21 protein-coding genes are annotated in these 20,029 nt (G+C 64.6%); 10 read left to right on the top strand and 11 right to left on the bottom strand.

Going from position 1 to position 20,029, the window contains the following annotated elements; translation table 11 throughout:
• Positions 1-67: 67 nt before the first annotated feature.
• Positions 68-1,252, bottom strand: a complete 1,185-nt coding sequence (locus tag QOU61_RS25630) for an acyltransferase family protein (protein ID WP_289653980.1) — start codon at positions 1,250-1,252, stop codon at positions 68-70.
• Between the two features lie 173 nt (positions 1,253-1,425).
• Between QOU61_RS25630 and QOU61_RS25625 the strand changes: the two genes are divergently transcribed.
• Entirely contained in the window at positions 1,426-1,809 is a 384-nt protein-coding gene (locus QOU61_RS25625) for a hypothetical protein (protein ID WP_289653979.1), read from the top strand.
• 91 nt (positions 1,810-1,900) lie between these two features.
• Positions 1,901-2,074 (top strand): DUF1328 domain-containing protein, encoded by a 174-nt coding sequence (locus QOU61_RS25620; protein WP_289653978.1) that lies wholly within the window; start codon positions 1,901-1,903, stop codon positions 2,072-2,074.
• A gap of 86 nt (positions 2,075-2,160) precedes the next feature.
• On the opposite strand, the gene QOU61_RS25615 is transcribed toward QOU61_RS25620, so the two are convergent.
• On the bottom strand, positions 2,161-2,520 hold the full coding sequence (locus QOU61_RS25615) for a DUF427 domain-containing protein (protein WP_289653977.1): 360 nt from the start codon (positions 2,518-2,520) through the stop codon (positions 2,161-2,163).
• Between the two features lie 181 nt (positions 2,521-2,701).
• Between QOU61_RS25615 and QOU61_RS25610 the strand changes: the two genes are divergently transcribed.
• The gene (locus QOU61_RS25610; RefSeq protein WP_289653975.1) at positions 2,702-2,938 is read left to right on the top strand and encodes a BolA family protein; all 237 of its coding nucleotides are present in this window, start codon (positions 2,702-2,704) and stop codon (positions 2,936-2,938) included.
• Between the two features lie 27 nt (positions 2,939-2,965).
• A complete protein-coding gene (locus QOU61_RS25605) occupies positions 2,966-4,171 on the top strand; it encodes a low temperature requirement protein A (RefSeq protein ID WP_289653974.1) in 1,206 nt (401 codons plus the stop codon).
• On the opposite strand, the gene egtD is transcribed toward QOU61_RS25605, so the two are convergent.
• The gene (gene egtD, locus QOU61_RS25600; RefSeq protein ID WP_289653973.1) at positions 4,147-5,118 is read right to left on the bottom strand and encodes an L-histidine N(alpha)-methyltransferase; all 972 of its coding nucleotides are present in this window, start codon (positions 5,116-5,118) and stop codon (positions 4,147-4,149) included. The two genes, QOU61_RS25605 and egtD, sit on opposite strands and share 25 nt — an antisense overlap.
• A gap of 47 nt (positions 5,119-5,165) precedes the next feature.
• Positions 5,166-6,416, bottom strand: coding sequence for an ergothioneine biosynthesis protein EgtB (egtB, locus tag QOU61_RS25595; protein WP_289653972.1), 1,251 nt, complete (start codon positions 6,414-6,416; stop codon positions 5,166-5,168).
• A gap of 324 nt (positions 6,417-6,740) precedes the next feature.
• On the opposite strand from egtB, the gene grxD reads away from it, so the two are divergent.
• From grxD to QOU61_RS25575, 4 genes are all read left to right on the top strand, one after another.
• Positions 6,741-7,073 (top strand): Grx4 family monothiol glutaredoxin, encoded by a 333-nt coding sequence (gene grxD / locus QOU61_RS25590; protein ID WP_289653971.1) that lies wholly within the window; start codon positions 6,741-6,743, stop codon positions 7,071-7,073.
• Positions 7,074-7,079: 6 nt separating this feature from the next.
• Entirely contained in the window at positions 7,080-7,607 is a 528-nt protein-coding gene (locus QOU61_RS25585) for an O-acetyl-ADP-ribose deacetylase (RefSeq protein WP_502876978.1), read from the top strand.
• Positions 7,608-7,673: 66 nt separating this feature from the next.
• Entirely contained in the window at positions 7,674-8,960 is a 1,287-nt protein-coding gene (locus tag QOU61_RS25580; protein WP_289653969.1) for a serine hydrolase domain-containing protein, read from the top strand.
• Positions 8,941-10,212, top strand: coding sequence for a serine hydrolase domain-containing protein (locus tag QOU61_RS25575; RefSeq protein ID WP_289653968.1), 1,272 nt, complete (start codon positions 8,941-8,943; stop codon positions 10,210-10,212). Before QOU61_RS25580 ends, QOU61_RS25575 begins: the two co-directional genes overlap by 20 nt.
• An 8-nt stretch (positions 10,213-10,220) precedes the next feature.
• On the opposite strand, the gene QOU61_RS25570 is transcribed toward QOU61_RS25575, so the two are convergent.
• The 6 genes from QOU61_RS25570 to murI all read right to left on the bottom strand — a co-directional run bounded on the left by QOU61_RS25570 (position 10,221) and on the right by murI (position 15,392).
• A complete protein-coding gene (locus QOU61_RS25570) occupies positions 10,221-11,288 on the bottom strand; it encodes a threonine aldolase family protein (protein WP_289653967.1) in 1,068 nt (355 codons plus the stop codon).
• An 89-nt stretch (positions 11,289-11,377) separates the two neighbouring features.
• Complete coding sequence (gene rpsD / locus QOU61_RS25565; RefSeq protein ID WP_289653966.1) at positions 11,378-11,995, bottom strand: 30S ribosomal protein S4; 618 nt, start codon at positions 11,993-11,995, stop codon at positions 11,378-11,380.
• Positions 11,996-12,235: 240 nt separating this feature from the next.
• Positions 12,236-13,063, bottom strand: coding sequence for an SDR family NAD(P)-dependent oxidoreductase (locus QOU61_RS25560; protein WP_289653965.1), 828 nt, complete (start codon positions 13,061-13,063; stop codon positions 12,236-12,238).
• Between the two features lie 99 nt (positions 13,064-13,162).
• The gene (locus tag QOU61_RS25555; protein WP_289653964.1) at positions 13,163-13,552 is read right to left on the bottom strand and encodes a cupin domain-containing protein; all 390 of its coding nucleotides are present in this window, start codon (positions 13,550-13,552) and stop codon (positions 13,163-13,165) included.
• Positions 13,553-13,795: 243 nt separating this feature from the next.
• On the bottom strand, positions 13,796-14,572 hold the full coding sequence (locus QOU61_RS25550; protein ID WP_289653963.1) for an HpcH/HpaI aldolase family protein: 777 nt from the start codon (positions 14,570-14,572) through the stop codon (positions 13,796-13,798).
• A 22-nt stretch (positions 14,573-14,594) separates the two neighbouring features.
• Entirely contained in the window at positions 14,595-15,392 is a 798-nt protein-coding gene (murI, locus tag QOU61_RS25545) for a glutamate racemase (RefSeq protein WP_289653961.1), read from the bottom strand.
• Positions 15,393-15,562: 170 nt separating this feature from the next.
• Here murI and QOU61_RS25540 point away from each other — a divergent pair, with 170 nt between their 5' ends.
• Both QOU61_RS25540 and QOU61_RS25535 read left to right on the top strand, forming a co-directional pair.
• A complete protein-coding gene (locus tag QOU61_RS25540; RefSeq protein ID WP_289653960.1) occupies positions 15,563-16,114 on the top strand; it encodes a cytochrome b in 552 nt (183 codons plus the stop codon).
• Positions 16,115-16,223: 109 nt separating this feature from the next.
• Positions 16,224-18,656 carry a T6SS phospholipase effector Tle1-like catalytic domain-containing protein gene (locus QOU61_RS25535; RefSeq protein ID WP_289653959.1) on the top strand — a complete coding sequence of 811 codons (2,433 nt, stop codon included), beginning with the start codon at positions 16,224-16,226 and terminating at the stop codon, positions 18,654-18,656.
• Positions 18,657-18,662: 6 nt separating this feature from the next.
• Here QOU61_RS25535 and purB read toward each other — a convergent pair whose 3' ends face one another.
• Entirely contained in the window at positions 18,663-19,970 is a 1,308-nt protein-coding gene (gene purB, locus QOU61_RS25530; protein WP_289653958.1) for an adenylosuccinate lyase, read from the bottom strand.
• Between the last annotated feature and the right edge of the window lie 59 nt (positions 19,971-20,029).

The raw sequence follows: 20,029 nt of genomic DNA, 5'->3' as shown, positions 1-20,029 counted from the left end.
CAGGTTTGATGCCAGCCACGGCGAGGCGGCCGAAGCCGCCCGGCCGGATCGCGGCACTGGAGTCAAGCTAGAGCACTTGGGTCGCGCCCGGAATCCGCCGCAGCGCCGCGGTTGCGGCCCAGCTCAAGACGACCGTGAGCACGAAGGCGATCAGCGCCTTGGCAATGGCGGGAATATCGAAGTCGAACATCCAATATTGCAGCCAGAGCACGATCGGATAATGCACCAGGAACATGCCGTAGGCATCCGGCTGCATCGGATCGAGAATCCTCCAGCCTGATCGTTTGAATCTCAGGAAGAACGCCAGGATCGTAAACATGATGGCTATGCTGAACGCGGCAAAGAAGAAGCCGTAGCTTCCCTCGTACCAATCAGGCAGCCACGTCGGATTTCCCAGGATTTCGCGCTTGATGTAGATCAGCACCCACATCAGGCAATACGGAACGAGGGCTGTGATCGCCCAGCCCCAGCCGGTCCTCGCGAGCCGGCTTTCCGCGCCGAACACGCCACGATCTAGATTCGCAAGCCCTATGCCTGCGCCAAAGAAGAAGTACGACGCATAGAGCAGCAAGCGGCCGTGCTGGACCGAGAACGGGCCGAACTCGAACCAGCTGCCCGCCCCGTAGTAGATTCTTCCGGGGATGTAGAGCGCGGCGGTAACAGCAAGCATCACCGCGAAGAATGCGGCGGGCTGCTGAAAGCCGCGCAGCGACAGGCGATTGATCGGATCGAGAAGCCTGGGCGAGATCAGATATGCCAAGCATGCAATGATGTCGAACGAGAACAGGACCCAGAGAAACCAGATCGGTCCGCTCGGCCATGGTCCGACGGTGACGGTTTTCCACCAGAACGCCGAGAAGGTCACATCCGGCGACTGGCGCAGCGAAACGGCATAGTAGGCGATCGGAATGATCGTGAGTGCGCAGATTGCGAAAGGCAGGCCAAGCCGGAGCACGCGGTCGGCCAAATATTTCTGGACCCCTTTGCGCGCAAGGCCCGGCCACACAAACAGCCCCGACAACAAAAAGAACATCGGCATGAAGAAGCTGTCGGTGGCGAGCACGATCATGTCGAAGCCGATCCACGACTTGGGATCGGTATGACCGAAATAGGTATAGGGAATGACGGAGTGGTGGAGCAGCACCACCAGCGTCAGGAGGGTGCGGGCGCGATCGAGCGCGGCGTTGCGCGCCTTCGTCCTTGGTGCTGCCATGACGCCGACCGGCGCAGCCGCTTGCGAGATCGTCGTCATCTGCGTTCCCTGGCCCGATAGTTGCGGGCGATGTTGCCGTCGGGAACCCGATTCAGCAAGGAGGATTTGCCGCTTCGGCTGAACGCCGTTGTGATCGCGGCGCGGGCACTCGCGGCAGGAACGGCAAAATTCCGTGGACGTTGAATTGAATGCAACGGAATCGGAGAGTTGTCATGCGCACGCGATCACCTTCGGCTGCACTTCTCGCGGCAGCGGCCTTGATTGTCGCCACCGCCGCCGGCGTATCCGCGCAAGGCGCGGGGACGGGTGCCGGCGCGCAAGGCGTCGTGCCGCCCGGCATGGGCACCACGCCGCCGGTGGGAACGACGACTCCGAACGCGGCCGCTCCTGGCATGGCTCATGGCACGGTGCCGGGCACCACGACCGGCCTTGGCGCCGGCCCGACCATGAACGGCGGGGTCAAGCCCACCCTGCGCAACCAGCCGGGCGTGCCGAACACGACCACCCCTGGCACGATCGGCACCGGTGCCGCCCCGAGCGGCCTGCCGGGCGATGATCCGCAGCATCCGGGCTTCCCGGCCCGGGTCGGGCAATGACGGCGCAACTGCGAGAACATCGCGGAACAAGCCCCCCCCGACCGGAGGTTAACCGGGCGAATTCAAGGATGGCTGGCCGCAGGAGCGCGCGATGACGCTATTGAAGTGGGCGCTGATCTTCTTCCTGATATCGATCGTGGCCGGCATTCTCGGCTTCACCGGTATTTCGGCGGCCATCGCCGACGTCGCGCGTGTCCTGTTCTATATCTTCGTCGTGATCTTCCTGGTGCTGTTGATCCTGGGGCTCACGATCTTCAGGGTCTAGCGCGCAGCCCTTTGCAAAAAAGCCGGCTCGTGGACCTGGAATCTCCGATTCCAGGCCCGTGGGCGTTGGCCTCGGCGTGTCAGCAGCTACGCCACTTCCTCGATCTTCACCTTGTCCGGATAGAACGCCAACCGGCCGGTGATCTCCATCATCGCCGGGAACGGCGTCTCGTAGCTCCAGATCGAGTTCTCCAGCGTCTTGCCGTTGGCGACGATCGAGAAGTAGGCCGCATCGCCCTTGTACGGGCAGTGCGTGGTGCGGTCGGTGCGCCGCAGCAGCTCCATATTGGTATCCTGCCGCGGCACATATTGCACTGCCGGGTAGCTCGCCTCCTTCAGGGTCAGCGCGTGGGTGGTGTCGGCGATGACGACGCCGTCGATGGTGACGCGCACGCGCTTGGTGTTCGGGGTGACGGTGATGGGGTGGTCGGGGCCGGGGACTTTCATGACGATGCGCCTCTTCGGGTGAGTGCGCGCGAAAATCGCGCGGACGTGATGTCGCAGCTTCCGCTTTCGGGCAACAAATATAGTGAAGGAAAGGGTGACCTAGAAGGGCGATCGCGCTAAGTTCTGGCGATCACAACCGCGCAAGGCAGGCGCAAACCACCAGAACAGGAGACCAGCTGGGATGCCGATGGACGCCCACGATATCGAATCGATGATCAAGGCGGCGATTCCCGATGCCGAGGTGACCATCCGGGATCTCGCGGGCGACGGCGACCACTATGCCGCAACCGTGATATCGGAATCGTTCCGCGGCAAGACGCGCGTCCAGCAGCACCAGATCGTCTACCAGTCGCTGCGCGGCCAGATGGGCGGGGTACTGCACGCGCTCGCGCTGCAAACCGGGGTGCCCGAGCGCTAGCGCGGGCTCCGGATCGGGGGCTTGCCGATGAGCGCGAACGAATCACGCGGTGCGATGTTCCGCCCGGTGTTGCCGAACCAGCATAACCGGGTCACCTACGCCGAGCTGTTCTTCGACCTCGTCTTCGTCTACGCGGTCACCCAGATTTCGCACACGCTGCTCGGCCGCTTCACGGTCATCGGCGGGATCGAGGTCACGATCCTCTTCCTCGCGGTCTGGTGGGTTTGGGTCTTCACCGCCTGGGTGACCAATTGGCTCAATCCCGAGCTCATGCCCGTCCGGCTGCTCCTGTTCTTCATGATGCTCGGCGGCCTCGTGCTGTCGACCTCGATCCCGTCGGCCTTCGAGACGCGCGGCGTCTGGTTTGCTTCGGCCTATGCCGCGATGCAGATCGGCCGCACCGCGTTCTGGCTGATCTCGACGCCGGCGCACCTGACGGCCGTGCGCTGGAATGCGATCCGCATCCTGATCTGGCTGTCGGGGTCTGCGGTGTTCTGGCTGTGGGGCGGGCTCGCCGAGGGGCGGGCACGGCTCGTGCTCTGGAGCATTGCGCTCGCGATCGAATATGTCGCGCCCGCCGCGCGGTTCTGGGTCCCCCGCTATGGCGGCTCATCGATCGCGGCCTGGGCGGTCGAGGGCGGCCACATGGCCGAGCGCTGCGCCGGCTTCATCATCATCGCGCTCGGCGAGGCCGTCGTCGTCAACGCCGCGACCTTCTCGGAGCTGCCGTGGACCGCCGAGACCGTTACCGCGTTCCTCGCGGCCCTGGTCGGCTCGATCGCGATGTGGTGGATCTATTTCCACAAAGGCGCGGAAGCCGGCACGGAGCTGATCTCGAAATCGTCCGACACGGGCCGGCTCGCGCGGCTTGCCTATACCTATCTGCACATGCCGATCGTCGGCGGCATCATCCTGACCGCGGTCGCCGACGAGCTGGTATTGAAGCACCCGTCCGGCCATTCCGATCTCCGGACGATCGTCAGCGCGATCGGCGGCCCGTTGCTGTTCCTGGTCGGCACCATCCTGTTCAAGCACAGCGTCCGCGGCTTCCTGCAGCTATCTCACATCGTCGGCATCGTCGCCTTCATCGTGCTGGCCTGGTTTGCGGCGGAGCTGTCGCCGCTCGCCCTGTCGGTTCTGACCACGGCGCTGCTGATCGTGGTCGCGGTGTGGGAAGCGGTGTCGCTCGGGTCCGGTAGCGCCGAGGCTCAATCGGAAGCCGAGAGCGCATGAACCGAGAACATCTTCGCTTCGTCGGTCCATGATTTCCTGACCGTCCAGCCCGCGCCGCGCGCCAGCGCCGCGAAGCGCTCGATGCTGTATTTGTAGCTGTTCTCGGTATGGATGCTTTCGCCGGAACGGAAAGCGAAGCTGGTGCCGAGCATGCGCACGGTCTGCTGCTTCTTGCTGATCAGATGCATCTCGATACGGTGCCGCTCGCGGTTGTAGATCGCGCGATGGGTGAAGGAGGAGAGATCGAAATTGCCGCCGAGCTCGCGGTTGATGCGCACCAGCACATTGAGGTTGAAGCGCGCGGTGACGCCCGCCGCGTCGTTATAGGCGTTGTAGAGCACGCGTTCGTCCTTCTCCAGGTCGACGCCGATGATCATTTGTGCGCCCTCGCCGAGAATCGCGCGGGCGCTGCGCAGGAAGGCGCAGGCTTCGTGCGGCTCGAAATTGCCGAGCGTCGAGCCCGGGAAGAAGCCGACCTTCGGCATGCCCGCGATATCGGCGGGCAGTGCAAACGGCGTGGTGAAGTCGGCGACGACGTGATGGACGGCGAGATCGGGAAAATCCTTCCGCAAGCCATTCGCCTGTGCCGTGATGAAGTCGCCGGAGATGTCGACCGGCACATAGGCGCCGAAGCGGCAGCGCTTCAGCAATAGCCGCGCCTTGGTGGTTGCGCCTGCGCCGAATTCGATCAGTGCCGCGCCCTCGGGAAGGATTTTCGCGATCTCGCCACCGCGCTGCGTCAGGATCGAGAGCTCGGTGCGGGTCGGATAATATTCGGGCAGCCGCGTGATCGCCTCGAACAGCTCGGAGCCCGCGGCATCGTAAAAATACTTTGGCGACAGCCGTTTCGGGCTCTGCGACAGGTCCTCGACGGCGTCGCGCGCGAAGGCGGACGTCTGTGCGTCGGGAAGATGCGCGTGGGCCAATGCTGTGGCATGCACATTCATGATACTCTCCTGAACGCGCTTTCCGGCGCGAAAATAGCTGAGAACGATCAGTCGTAATCGGCGAGGCGCAATCCGGTGAATTGCCAGCGATGGTGCGGATAGAAGAAGTTGCGATATGTGATACGGCTGTGGCCGTCGGGGGTTGCAAGCGATGAGCCGCGCAGCACGAGCTGGTTGACCATGAACTTGCCGTTGTATTCGCCGAGCGCGCCGTCGGCGGCGCGATAGCCGGGATAGGGCGTGTACGCACTGCGGGTCCATTGCCACACGATGCCGAATGCGTCGTTGAGCTGGCCGGCCCGCGCGGCGACCTCCCATTCCATCTCGGTCGGAAGGTGCTTTCCCGCCCAGCGGGCAAACGCGTCCGCCTCGTAGTAGCTGACATGGCAAACCGCAGCCGCCGGATCGACCGGGCGCAGGCCGCCGAGCGTCATCACGTGCCATCGGCCGTCGATCTCGCGCCAGTGGCCGGGCGCCTGCCAGCCTTCGTTGCTTGCGGCGGCAAAGCCGTCCATCAGCCAAAGAGTCGCCGTGCGGTAGCCGCCATCCTTGATGAAGTCGAGCCAGTCGGCATTGGTGACGAGGTTGCGGCTGAGCCTCACCGGGCCGACGAGGGCGCGGTGCGCCGGCTTCTCATTGTCGAAATGGAAACTGTCGTCGCCGTGACCGATCGAGTGAATGCCTTCCTGCAACGCGACCCATTCGCCGCCGGCACGGGTCGCCGCCGGGAAACGCCAGGCAGGATCGTAGGCCGGCAGGATCGGGTTCTGCGCGAAGGCATGCAGGATGTCGGTCAGCATCAATTCCTGGTGCTGCTGCTCGTGGTTGAGCCCGACCTCGACCAGCGGCCGGATGGTGCGCAGCTTTTCCTCAGACGCCTCGTGGAAGAACTTCACCACCGCCGCATCGACATGGCGGCGATAGGCGGTGATCGCGTCAGCGCCAGGGCGCGTGAGGTCGCCGCGCCGATGTCGTGCATGTCGCGGGCCCGCACTGACGTAGTAGGAGTTGAACAGGAAAGCGTAGTCGGGATGGAAAGGCGTGTAGCCCGCGCTGTGCTCGCCGAGCAGGAATTGCTCGAAGAACCAGGTGGTATGGGCGCGGTGCCACTTCGCTGGGCTCGCGTCCGGCATCGACTGGATGAGCTGGTCCTCGGCCGAAAGCGAAGCGGCGCGACGCTCGGTCTCGCCGCGGACGGCGAGGAAGGCTTCGACCAGATCCTGGGCGAGGGTGCCGGAATCAGAAAAAAGTGACTGACTGGGGGAGGCGAGCGTGGCCGCAGCGGATGGTGTCGTCACGGTGGTCTCCGTTCAAGGGGGGAGAACGTTGCTTCGGTGAACTGGTTCCGAACGCGCAGCCCGTCCTAGATAGGAACTCCGTTTCAGGAAAAAAGCCTCCCCCGGCCTTGATATTAGTACCGTCAGACTATGGGTGGGGGCCGGCGGGAGGGCTTCAGGGTGGCCTTTCCGGATGCCGGCATCGCGCCATTTTGCTTTGGATGCACAACGGTTTGGGCTACATATATGGGTAATGTCGGGTTAGACAGGGTGAGCCGGCCCGCGCCGATTGTGACAGGCGTGCCCTGACCGACCGGGGCCTGCGCGCCCAAAGAGGAAGCGAAAATGAGCATCGAGCAATTCATCGACAATGAAGTGAAGTCCAACGACGTCGTGCTGTTCATGAAGGGCACACCGCAATTTCCGCAGTGCGGTTTCTCCGGGCAGGTGGTGCAGATCCTCGACCATATCGGTGTCGGTTATAAGGGCCTGAACGTCCTGGAGTCGGCCGAGCTGCGCAACGGCATCAAGGTCTATTCGAACTGGCCGACCATCCCCCAGCTCTACGTCAAGGGTGAGTTCGTCGGCGGCTGCGACATCATCCGCGAGATGTTCCAGTCCGGCGAATTGCAGCAGCTCTTTGCCGACAAGGGCGTTCCGGTCGACGCCGCGGCGTAAGCCTTGATCGCGCGTCAGGTCGGACAGACGCAGCTTCAAACCATCGTTGCCGACATCACCACGTTGCGCGTTGACGCCATCGTCAACGCGGCCAACACGTCGCTTCTGGGCGGAGGCGGCGTCGATGGCGCCATTCATCGCGCTGCCGGTCCTGACCTGCTGGCGGAGTGCCGCACGCTCGACGGCTGCGCCACGGGCGATGCGAAAATCACGGCTGGATATCGCCTGCCGGCCCGCCACGTCATCCATGCTGTCGGTCCCGTGTGGCATGGCGGGAGCCATCGCGAGGACGAATTGCTCGCCTCCTGCTACCGCCGCGCCATCGAATTGGGCGCGGCCCACGGCCTGGCCTCGATTGCCTTTCCCGCCATTTCCACCGGCGTCTATCGTTTCCCGGCGGAGCGTGCCGCCGGCATTGCGATCGCAACGACGGTGGAGGCGCTGTCTCGCGCGCCGTCGCTTGAACAGGTCATTTTCTGCTGCTTCTCGCAGGAAAGCGCGCGGCTGCATGATCAGGCGATCACACGGCTCTAGGCTCTAGCAGCCCTTGTGCGGCATGACGCGGCCGCTACACTGCCCCCAATTTCAGAGGGTAGGCAGATGAATTTGCGGCATTTCCTGTTTTCGCTTCTGGCCGGCGTATTGCTCGTGCCGGCCGCGCCGTTGTCGCTGCGGGCGGAGGGCACCTTCGACATCCCCGCGGGCGCGCATTTCAACCCCGAGAAGCTCGCCAAGGTCGGCGATTTCCTCCGCAATGAGGTTGCGACCGGAAAAATTCCCGGCGCGGCCCTCTTGATCCAGCAGCATGGCAAGCCGGTCTTTCACGAGTTCATCGGCGTGCAGGACGTCGTCTCCAAGCAGCCGATGACCGACCGTACCATCTTCCGCCTGTTCTCGATGACCAAGGCCCTCACCAGCGTGGTCGCAGTGATGCTGCTCGACGAGGGCAAGTTCAGGCTCGACGACCCCGTCTCGAAATACATCCCGTCCTTTGCCAATGTGAAGGTCGGCTGGGAGAAGACAGGCGCCGACGGCAGCAAGACCCTCGATCTCGTGCCGCCGAACCGGCCGCCGACGGTGCTCGACCTGATGCGCCACACTTCGGGGATCACCTACGGCTTCTATGGCGACAGCCTGGTGCGCAAGGCGTATGCCGCGTCCAATCTCTATGGCGGCGATTTCGACCTTGCCGAATTCGCCGAGCGGATCGCAAAGCTGCCGCTGCACGACCAGCCCGGGACGCTCTGGCAATACGGCCATTCCACCGACGTGCTGGCGCGGGTGATGGAAATCGTCTCCGGCAAATCGCTGATCGAGATCGAGCGCGAGAAGCTGCTTGGTCCCCTCGGGATGAAGGATACCGGCTTCTTCGTGACCGATCCCGAAAGCAAGTCGCGGCTGGCGCAGCCGATGCCCAACGACAGCGACTTCCGGGTCGGCCGCGTCAACGACCCGACCGTGGTGAAGAAGTGGCAGTCAGCGAGCGGCGGCATGGTCTCGACCATGGCGGATTTTTCGCGGTTCACCCAGATGCTGCTCAACGGCGGCACCTTCGAGGGCAAGACTTATCTGAACCCGAAGGCGTTCCAATTGATGACGACGGACCAGGTCGGTCCTGGTGCTGGTGTCGGGCGCGACTTCTTCTATTTCCCCGGCGACGGTTTTGGCTTCGGGCTTGGGCTTGCCATCCGCACCAACGCCGGCAACGCCAACCCGCCACCGCCGGGCTCGCTCGGCGAATTGAAATGGGACGGTGCCAGCGGCTGTTACTTTGTGGTCGACCGCAAGCAGGACCTGTTCTTCGTGCTGCTGGAGCAGACGCCGTCGGAACGCCAGCGCATTCAGCGCACGGTCAAGCAGCTGATCTATGAAGCCCTGGAGAATTAGCGGCAGCGCCATCGCGGCGCTGGCGCTGCTGATCGGCGCGGGCAGCGCCGCGGCAGAGGTGGCCGCGCCCGGGGCGCGCAGCTTTTCGCACGAGGGGCTCGACCGCGTCTCCGCCTACATCAGGAACGAGGTTGCGACCGGCAAGATCCCCGGCGCGATCCTCTTGATCCAGCAGCACGGCAAGCCGGTCTATTACGAGAATTTCGGCGTCCGCGACATTGCGACCGACCTGTCGATGAGCGTCGACACCATCTTCCGCCTCTATTCGATGTCGAAGCCGATCACCTCGGTCGCGGCGATGATGCTGGTCGAGGAGGGCAAGCTCGGGCTCGGCGATCCCGTCTCGAAATACATCCCGGCCTTTGCCGACATGAAGGTCGGGGTCGAGAAGCGCGGCGAGGACGGCAAGCTGGCGCTGACAGCGGAGCCGCTGAAGCGCCCGATCACGATCCTGGATCTGCTGCGCCACACCTCGGGGCTGACTTACGGCTTCGCGGGCGAGAACCTCGTGCGCAAGCGCTATGCCGAGGCCGACCTCTTCAACGCCGACCTCACCAACGCCGAGTTTGCGGCGCGGATCACAACCCTGCCGCTCGCCGAGCAGCCGGGCACGCTCTGGGACTATGGCCATTCGACCGACGTGCTCGGCCGCGTGATCGAGGTGATCTCGGCAAGATCGCTGTACCAGTTCGAGAAGGAGCGGCTGCTCGATCCGCTCGGCATGAACGAGACTGCCTTCTATGTCGCCGACAGCGCGAAGCGGCCGCGCATCGCGGAGCCGATGCCCGACGACCGCGCGATCAGTCCGGTCACGCAGCTCCGCGATCCCTTGCAGGCGCGAAAGGCCGAGTCCGGCGGCGCGGGAATGGTCGGCACGGTCGGCGATTACGCGCGCTTCTGCCAGATGCTGCTCGATGGCGGCAGCTATGAAGGCCGGCGCTATCTGAAGCGCGAAACCATCGCGCTGATGACCTCGGACCATATCGGCCCGGAAACCGGCGTCGCGCATGACTGGGCCTATTACCCCGGAGCGAATTCCGGCTTTGGTCTCGGCTTTGCGGTGCGCACCTCGGTGCCGCCGAACACGCAATGGCCGCTTGGCGAATACCGCTGGGACGGCGTCGGGGGCACCTTCTTCTTCATCGACCCCGAGGACGACATGTTCGTGGTCTTCATGGTGCAGACGCCCTCGCAGCGCGGGAGGATCCAGCTTGCGCTGAAGACGCTGATCTATCAGGCGATGGGGCGGTAGGGATAAGCTTACGCGCCGCGCGCGATCTCGCGCACATGGCCGAGCGTTTCCTCGATCATGGCGGCTGTCACATCGAGGTGGGTGCAGGCGCGGATGCGGCCGTCCATCATCGCGAGCAGCACGCCGCGCTTGCGCAGCTCGGAAACCATCCTGTCGCCGCCGACGCCCGACCCGTCGGGCTTGAAGAAGACGAGGTTGGTCTCGGGCTCCTGCACCTCGACGCCGCTGATCTGCGACAGCCCGCGCGCCAGCGCCCGCGCATTGGCGTGATCGTCGGCCAGCCGATCGACGTGGTGGTCGAGCGCGAAAATGCAGGCGGCCGCGCAGACGCCGGCCTGGCGCATCGAGCCGCCGAGCCGCTGCTTCCACTGCCACACCCCGTCGATGAATTCACTGGAGCCCGCGATCACGCCGCCGATCGGCGCACCCAGGCCCTTGGAGAAGTCGATCCAGGCGGAATCCCAGCCCGCGGCCATGTCGCGTGCGGCGATGCCCGTCGCGACGCAGGCGTTGAGCAGCCGTGCGCCGTCCATGTGGGTGGACAGGCCGTGCTGTCTGGCGATTTTCACGATCTCGTCGAGCGCAGCCTTTTTCCAGATCGTGCCACCGCCGATATTGGCGGTCTGCTCGACGCTGACCACCGTCTGCGGCGGCTGGTAGCGGGTGCGCGGATGCAGCGCCGCGCGGAACGTCTCCGGCGCGAACTGGCCGCCGGGTCCCTTCAGCGGCGTGATCTGGAAGCCGCCCAGCGCCGCATGGGCGCCGCCCTCGCGTGCAATGACATGCGCCGTCTCGTGCGCCAGGATCTCGTCGCCGGGCCGGCAATGCACCAGCGTCGCCGCGACGTTGCACATGGTGCCCGAGGGCATGAACACCGCGGCTTCCTTGCCGAGGAGATCGGCGACGCGCTCGCACAAGAGGTTGACGGTCGGATCGTCGCCGATCTGCTCGTCACCGACGTCGGCGCGCGCCATTGCCTCGCGCATCGCCGCCGTCGGGCGGGTCTGCGTGTCCGATAGCAGGTTGACGCGGACGGGCGGGGCGTTCGGATCGCGCGGGGGAGGGGTATAGAGCATGGCGAGGTCTCGTTGTTTTGCCCGCGATCTTACTCAAACAAAAAGGCCCCGGCAAAACCGGGGCCCTTGATTGCGTCAATTGCGATTGATCAGCGCGAATAGAATTCGACGATCAGATGCGGCTCCATCTGCACCGGATAAGGCACGTCGGAGAGGCCGGGAACGCGGCCGAACTTTGCCGTCATCTTGGAGTGATCGACCTCGAGATAGTCAGGCACGTCGCGCTCTGGAAGCTGGGTCGCTTCCAGCACATGGGCGAGCTGCCTGGAGGCATCCTTGACCTCGACGACGTCGCCGACCTTGACCTGATAGCTGCTGATATTGACCTTGCGGCCGTTCACCTTGACGTGGCCGTGGTTGATGAACTGGCGAGCAGCGAACATCGTGGACACGAACTTGGCGCGATAGACCACCGAATCGAGCCGGCGCTCCAGAAGCCCGACCAGGTTCTCGCCGGTGTCGCCCTTCAGGCGGCTGGCCTCGACATAGACGCCGTGGAACTGGCGCTCGCTGATGTTGGCGTAATAGCCCTTGAGCTTCTGCTTGGCGCGGAGCTGCACGCCGAAGTCGGAGAGCTTTCCCTTGCGGCGCTGGCCGTGCTGGCCCGGGCCGTATTCCCTGCGGTTCACGGGGCTCTTCGGGCGGCCCCAGATGTTCTGGCCCATGCGGCGATCGATCTTGTATTTCGCCTCACTGCGCTTGGTCATCGCGTCCTCTTTCTCTAGTTCTGACGGGTTTTGAGGAAACGCGCCCTCCTGTGCCTCACAGGGAAATTCCCTGAAAGCCGACAGATCCGGCCCCCAAAGCGTGAGGGGACGGACCACGGGTCGCGAAACGCAACGCGGGCCGAAACCGGCCCGCGAGCAGGGCGGTTTCTAGGCAGAAATGGCCGCGCTGTCAAACCGTTTTGGCCTTATTTGACGGGTAAATGCCGCTGGAACCGCCCTTTAGCCTCGTGAGCCATTGTCCGGGGGCAGGATAGGCCCGCGCGACCGCCAGCCCTCGCGGCCCACAAGCCGGATGAGCCCCGGGAACAGCCGGTTGAGGCGCCAGACGACGCGGGCCAGCGCAGGGACGACCACCAGTCCCTTGTCGTACCGGATGGCCCGGATCGTAGCCTGGGCGATGTTCTCGGGGGTCGTGAAGACCCAGGCCGGCAGCCTGGGCGGGCGGCCGTGGGTCTGGGCGCCCTCGAGATCGGTCATCGGCGTCTGCACCAGGCCCGGACAGACGGCGCTGACGCCGAAATTGTGCCGGTGATAGTCGTTGCGCATGCCGAGCGTGAAACCGACCAGGCCGAACTTGCTGGCCTGATAGGCCGCAAGCTGCCGCCACGGCACCAGCCCCAGAATGCTCGCGATGTTGACGATATGGGCCTCCTCGCTGCGCGCCAGGACGTCCATCAGCTGCGTCGTGATCTGGATCGGCGCCAGCAGGTTGACCGCCATCAGGGCGCGCCAATCCGCCTCGCGCATCACGCGCTGCTGGCCGAACAGAGCGATCCCGGCGCAGTTGACGAGGATATGCAGCGGCCGGTCCGAAAACAGCCGGTCGAGCATTGCGGTAATGTCGTCCGGGCGCGTCAGGTCGCACAGCGCCGACATGACGTCGACCCCTAGCGCCGCAGCGTCCCGTTCGGTGGCCGCGAGCCCCTCTGTATTTCGATCGGACAGAATCAGGTTGACGCCTTCGGCGGCCAGCGCGAGCGCGATGGCGCGCCCGATGCCGGAGGCCGCGCCTGTGACAAAGGCTGTGCGTCCGCGCAAGGTTTTCATTGGTCTTTGATCTATCGCAGCTAGGAACGGGGAAGGCGCGAGCGCTGGCGCTCACGCTCTCTGTCTAGCACGATACGACGGGGCTTGCGCCAGCGTGGATCAAGGCGCGGGCGAGGCCAGCGGCCTGGTCTTGTCCACCACATAGACTCCCAGCACTTTCGTCGACTTGTCGCCCGACACCTTGGCATCGTGAATGGCGCCCGCCGGAATCTGGTAGGAATCGCCGGCCTTCAGGTGCAGCGGCGGCTGCCCCTCGATCAAGAGATCGGCTTCGCCCTCCAGCACGTAGCCGGTCTCGATTCCGGGATGGGTGTGACGCCCCGCGGCGCCGCCGGCCGGAATCTCGGCGATGCCGGTCACTGTGACATACCCGTCGGGGAATTCGACCTTCTGCAGTGGGGTGCGCTTGATGCCGCCTTGCTGGGCGATGGCGGCGCCGGCGAATGCGAGCGCCGTGATGGAAAATGCTAAAACAAACTTCTTGAGCATGAACTTCCTCCTGAAGACCGGGGAGCCTGGTGGTCCGATTCTAACATTCGCATCCCGTTGTAGCAGGCTCTTTTGCGAATGTTGGAATCAAAGGGCCGCTGGCAAGTTATTGTTTCTAGTGGAGCTTTGGATTTGACGTTCGCATAAGGGAATCGCGGCAAACGGGAAGCGAACGTCAAATCCGCTCCACTAGCAGCGCCGCGCCTGCAGGAAGCGGGGTGAAGCAGCTGACCGGTGGGACGGCTAGCGCCGGATGCCCTCGAGGCTTGCGGCGATGCCGCGCTGGAACAGCGACCAATCGAAGCCCAGCGCGAGCGCAAGGTAGCCGCGGTCGATCATGCGGTTGGCCTGCTCCGCGGTGCGGGCCACACCGCCGATCACGACGCCGCTTTTGAGGATGCCGGCTTCCGCACGGGCCATCAGCTCGAGCAGCTCGGGATCGTCCATCTGGCCGCGCTTGTTGATCGAGGTCGCGAGATCGCCGGGCCCGATCACGGCAACGTCGATGCCGGGCGTTGCCATGATCTCGTCGATGCGGTTCACCGCCTCGACATGCTCGATCGTGATCATGCAGATCATGTCGTCGTCGGCGGTCGCCATGTAGTCGGCCATCGAGACGCCCCAGCGGAACGGGGTGTGGAACGGCCCCCAGAGCCGCTCGCCCCTGGGCGGATAGCGCACGGCACGCACCGCCTTCTCGGCTTCTTCGCGGCTGCAGATCATCGGAAAATTGATGCCGAGCGCGCCGATATCCATCGGCGCCTTGGCGAGCCATGGCTCGTTGGCGGCGATCCGCGCGAACGGCACGCAGGGCGTGCCCGATGTCGCCGTGATCATCCCATGCGCAGCGGAGAGGTCGATCGGACCATGCTCGAGATCGACGATGATCCAGTCGAGCCCGGAGCGCGCCATGATCTGCACGGTCTGGATGCTCGGGATCGTCGCGATCGCCCCGAAGGTGGGACGGCCCTCGCGCCATTCCTGCCGCAGACGGTTGAGCGGGATCGGTGTCGCAGACATGACGCCTCCGGCAAGAACTGGATCAGGCGGGCACGCGGCCGCCGAAGAACGGCATCAGGGCGCGGCTCAGCGTGTGCGGCCGGTTCGAGGTGAAGATCATCTCGGCACCGGCCTTGTCGCTCTGGCGGCCGGGCTTGCCGATCAGATCGACCACGCGGCGCGCGATCGCAGGCGCCGGATCGATCCAGTCGACTGGCCAGGGTGCAAGGCGGGTCAGGCGCTCGAGCAAGAGCGGATAATGCGTGCAGGCGAGCACGATGGTGTCGGTGCGCGCGGTTTCGTCGTCGGCCGCGCCGACGAAGCACGGTTCGAGCTCGGCGAGGATCTCCCCGTCGCCGACCTCGTGGCCGCTGAGCGCGGCTTCCGCCAGTGAAGCAAGCTCGGGCGAGCCCACCAGCGTCACCTCGCAACCCTGCGCGAAGTCGCGGATCAGGGCCCTGGTATATTCGCGCTTCACGGTGCCCTTGGTGCCGAGCACGGAGACGCGCTTGGTCCTCGACTGCGCGCAGGCCGGCTTGATGGCCGGCACGGTGCCGACAAAGGGAATTTTGTAGGCCTCGCGCAGATAGGACATCACGAGGGTGGAGGCGGTGTTGCAGGCGATCACCACGAGGTCTGGACGATGGGCTGCGATCAGGTCGCCGATCAGCGGCACCACGCGCGCGACGATCGCGTCCTCGCCGTGATGGCCATAGGGGAAGAACGCATCGTCGGCGACGTAGACGTAATGCGCGTCCGGGCGCGCTGCGACGATCTCGCGCAGCACGGTGAGGCCGCCGAGACCGGAATCGAATACCAGAATGGTTGGAAAGCCTGCCACGGTACGATTTTAGCCGATCCGCGGTTACCATTCAGTTGTTTTTGGCAACTCCAAGGCGCGGCCCGGGATCGGCCGCATCCGGCCGATTTTGGAACGATTCAAGTCGCCTTGGCTGCCGCGGGAGGCTATCAGGGCGCGTCGTGGGGCAGGGTCGGGGGATTTCGCAGCCAATGATACGTAATTCGCGGTCGAACTGGGGCACAATCTCGCGCGCCTTTCACTGGATTCTGGGCATCGCGATCATCGGCATGATCGCCTATGGCTGGTGGATGAATCACATTCCAGCGCGCGCCGACCGCCTGTTCTATCGCTCGATCCACGCCGACATCGGCTATCTCGTGCTGTTGCTGACGGTGATCCGCCTGCTCTGGCGCGGCGTCAATCCGACCCCGGCGATGCCAAAGGATATGCCGCGCTGGCAGAGCTTGGTGGCTCAGGTCAATCACTGGCTGCTCTATGGCTGCACCATCCTTGTCGCGATGCTCGGCTGGGCGCATTCGGGCGCGCACACGCCGAGCTATGCGAGCTTTTTCGGCCTGTTCAACGTGCCGCAGTTCACCTCGCCCGACAAGGCGGCGGCGAACGCCTACGAGGATCGCCACATCCTGTTCGCCTATGTGCTGCTGGCGCTGGTCGTGCTGCACGTCGCCGCGGCAATCTGGCATCATTTCGTCAAGCGTGACCAGGTGGCGCTGCGGATGATCAGGGGCACGTCGAGCTGAGGCGAGCACGCTGCTCGCGGCTTGTCGCGTTCCCGCTTTTGATGGCAGCTTGCTTTCCCCGCAATTTGGCTTCAGCCTGAAGGACGACAGATCCGGGGCGGGGGAGGCCATGGCGAGGAACATCGTCCTGTTGTCGGACGGCACCGGCAACAGCGCGGCCGCGCTCCTCAAGACCAATGTCTGGCGCCTGTTTCAGGTTCTCGACCTGCGCGATGTCGAACGCCAGATCGCCTTCTATGACGACGGCGTCGGCACCTCATCGTTCAAGCTGTTCGCGATTCTGGGGGGCGTTTTCGGCTTCGGACTGAAGCGCAACGTGCTTGCGATCTACAGCTTCTGTTGCCGCAACTACCGGCCCGGCGACAGCATCTACTGCTTCGGTTTCAGCCGCGGCGCCTTCACCATCCGCATCGTGGCGGGACTGATCGCTACGCAGGGGCTCGTTCCCTACGACAACAACGAGGCGGATCTGGCGCGCTTTGCCGCCGACGCCTACCGCGCCTATCGCCGCCGCTTCAACGGCGGCATCCTGAAGTTTCTCGGCCATTTCGGCATCGACCTGCGCGGCTTTCGTGACGTCCTGATCCGCCTCTGGCGCCGCATCACGGGCAAGGCCGTGCGCGTCGAAGCGATGATCGATGTCGAGAGCATCCGCTTCGTGGGAGTCTGGGACACGGTCGCCGCCTATGGCGGGCCGATCCAGGAGATGACGCGCGCCATCGACTACTGGATCTGGCCATTGTCGATGCCGGACCAGTTCATGAACGCGAAGGTCCATCGCGCCTGCCATGCGCTCGCCTTGGAGGAGGAGCGCGACGCCTTCAGCCCGGTGATCTGGGACGAGCGCTATGTTCGCGGCGCGGCCGAGGTCGAGGGGAGTGCGAAGAAGACCTGGCTGTTCGACATCAACTACGATCCGCGCGGCGCGGCGGCAAGGCGCGCCGATCCGCCGCCGCATTTGCGGACCGACCTGCCGGCTTGCGATCGCGAGCGCATCAGCCAGGTCTGGTTCACCGGCGTGCATTCGGATATCGGCGGCGGCTATCCGCAGAACGGGCTGTCCTACGTTGCGCTGGACTGGATGATGGATCGCGCCAGGCCCTATGGGCTGCTCTATCTCGACGATCAGCGCGACGCCGTGCTCGATCCCCGGATCGATCCGTACGACAAGCTCAACGATTCCCGCAAGGGTCTGGCGGGCTACTATCGCTACAAGCCGCGCAACCTGCTCGAGATCTACAGCGAGCCGCCCTACAAGCTGTCGCTGCGCGACGATGCACGGCGGATCTGGCGCATGCTGTTCCACCGGAAAGATCCACAACGCGAGATCCTGGCGGACCTGCATCCGAGCCTGCGCGACAGGGTCGCGGGCAGGGTGCCGGCCCCGCCGAATCCGACGATCCACGGGGCAGTGTTCCAGCGCATGCTTGCGGGCACCGACCGCTACGCGCCCGTCGTCATTCCCGCGCACTACAGATATCTCGACGAGGCCGCAACGGCGGTCGAAGGGACGCATGCGCCGGACCAGGGTGAGCTGCGCTCCCATGTCCAGGATGACGTCTGGGACTGGATCTGGCTGCGCCGCGTCGCCTATTTCCTCACCGTGTTCGCCACGCTGTTCGTCGCCGCCATTCCGTTCTTCGTGATCTATGCGCCGGGCTTCGGGCTCGACCTGGTCGGCTCCTTCGTCAATCCGGTCGTCAATGCGGCCGCCTCGTTCCTGCCGGGCATGCTCGATCCCTGGTTCGTCGCCTTTCGCAACGCGCCCGGCTTCGTGCTGATCGGCGGCGTCGCTGCCGCCCTGTTCCTGTACGCCGGGACGGTGCTGCGACAGACGGTGCGCGACGTCGCCCGCATCGCCTGGTATTCGCCGCGGGGCTATCGCGAACTGACCGGCTGGCGGGCATTCGTCTATCGCTTGCGCCGGCGCAGCGAGTACCGCGCAGCGTTCTATCTGCTGACGCACTGGATCCTGCCGGCCGCCATCATGTGGTGGCTGTTCTGGTGGCTTGCGTTCGGCACCGCGAACACGCTCGGCCTGATCTGCAAGAGCACTGGCGGCGGGCTCGAGGTGAGAGAAACCGAAATCCAGGCTCAGGCGTCGGCCAACTACGACAACGTCTTCCGCACAAAAAAACTGTGCTATCCCACGGGCCTCAAGGTCAAACACGGCGAGCAGTACCAGGTCGCGCTGACGGTGCCTGCCGACGATCCCTGGATCGATCGGGACATCCCGACCGATCCGACCGGATTTGCCCGCTCGCGCTGGACGCAATTACCGGGTGTGCCGTTCAAGCGGCTGATCTGGTCGAACTGGTTCGCGCCGATCCTGCGCGTCGGCAGCACGGGATTCGAGGAACATCTGCCTGCGTTCAGGCAGGACCCCGCGGATGGCCGCCGCTGGGTTGCGAATTTCACTGCCCGCAGCGACGGCGAGGTGTTCGTCTACGTCAACGACACCTCGATCTTCTTCCCGTGGTTGTTCACGGCCTTCTACGACAACAACCTGGGATCGGCGACCGTTACGCTGAAAAAACTATAGGCCGCCTCACGCCTTGCCGAACACGCGGCGGAAGATCGTGTCGACGTGCTTGAGGTGATAGCCGAGGTCGAACTGCTCCTCGATCTCGGCGTCGCTCAAATATTTCTTCACGTCGGCGTCGTTCTTCAGCAGCGTCTTGAAGTCGCCTTCACCGCGCCACACCGGCATCGCGTTGCGCTGCACGAAGCGGTAGGCATCCTCGCGGCTCGCGCCCTTCTGCGTCAGCGCGATCAGGACACGCTGCGAATGCACGAGCCCGCCGAGGCGGTCGAGGTTCTTCTGCATGTTGGCCGGATAGACCAGGAGCTTGTCGATCAGGCCGGCCAGCCGGTTGAGCGCGAAATCCAGCGTCACCGTTGCATCGGGGCCGATCATCCGCTCGACGGAAGAATGCGAGATGTCGCGCTCGTGCCAGAGCACGACGTTTTCCAGCGCCGGCGTCACATAGGCGCGCACCATGCGCGCCAGGCCGGTGAGGTTTTCCGAGAGCACCGGGTTGCGCTTGTGCGGCATCGCCGACGAGCCCTTCTGGCCCTCGGAGAAGAACTCCTCCGCCTCCAGCACCTCGGTGCGCTGCATGTGACGGATCTCGGTCGCCAGCCGCTCGATCGAGGACGCAACCACGCCAAGGGTGGCAAAATACATCGCATGGCGGTCGCGCGGGATCACCTGGGTCGAGATCGGCTCGACGATGAGGCCCATGGCTTTGGCGACATGGGCTTCGACGCGCGGGTCGATCTGGGCGAAGGTGCCGACCGCGCCGGAAATGGCGCAGGTCGCGACTTCCTTGCGGGCCGATACCAGCCGCTCGCGGGCGCGGGAGAATTCCGCATAGGCGTAGGCAAGCTTCAATCCGAAAGTGACGGGCTCGGCATGGATGCCGTGGGAGCGACCGATCGAAGGCGTCATCTTGTGCTCGAAGGCGCGCTTCTTCAGCGCGGCGAGCACCTTGTCGACATCGGCGATCAAGAGATCGGCGGCGCGCACGAGCTGCACGTTGAGGCAGGTGTCCAGCACGTCGGAGGAGGTCATGCCCTGGTGCACGAAGCGCGCTTCCGGCCCGACGATCTCGGCGAGATGGGTCAGGAAAGCGATGACGTCGTGCCTGGTCTCCCGCTCGATCTCGTCGATCCGCGCAACGTCGAAGGTGGCGTCCCTGGCCTTGGCCCAGATCGTCTTGGCGGCTTCCTTGGGGATGACGCCGAGTTCTGCCAGCGCATCCGCCGCATGCGCCTCGATCTCGAACCAGATCTTGAAACGCGTCTGCGCCTCCCAGATGGAGGCCATTTCCGGGCGGGTGTAGCGGGGGATCATGGGCAGCTCTCGGATGTGAGTTTTTACGCCGCGCTTTAGCAGATCGCGATGGCGGAAAC

Origin of the sequence: Bradyrhizobium sp. NP1, from assembly GCF_030378205.1 — a bacterium.
Lineage (GTDB): Bacteria > Pseudomonadota > Alphaproteobacteria > Rhizobiales > Xanthobacteraceae > Bradyrhizobium.
Note: the sequence above shows the minus strand (reverse complement) of the source record. Positions and strands in the feature narration are given on the sequence as shown.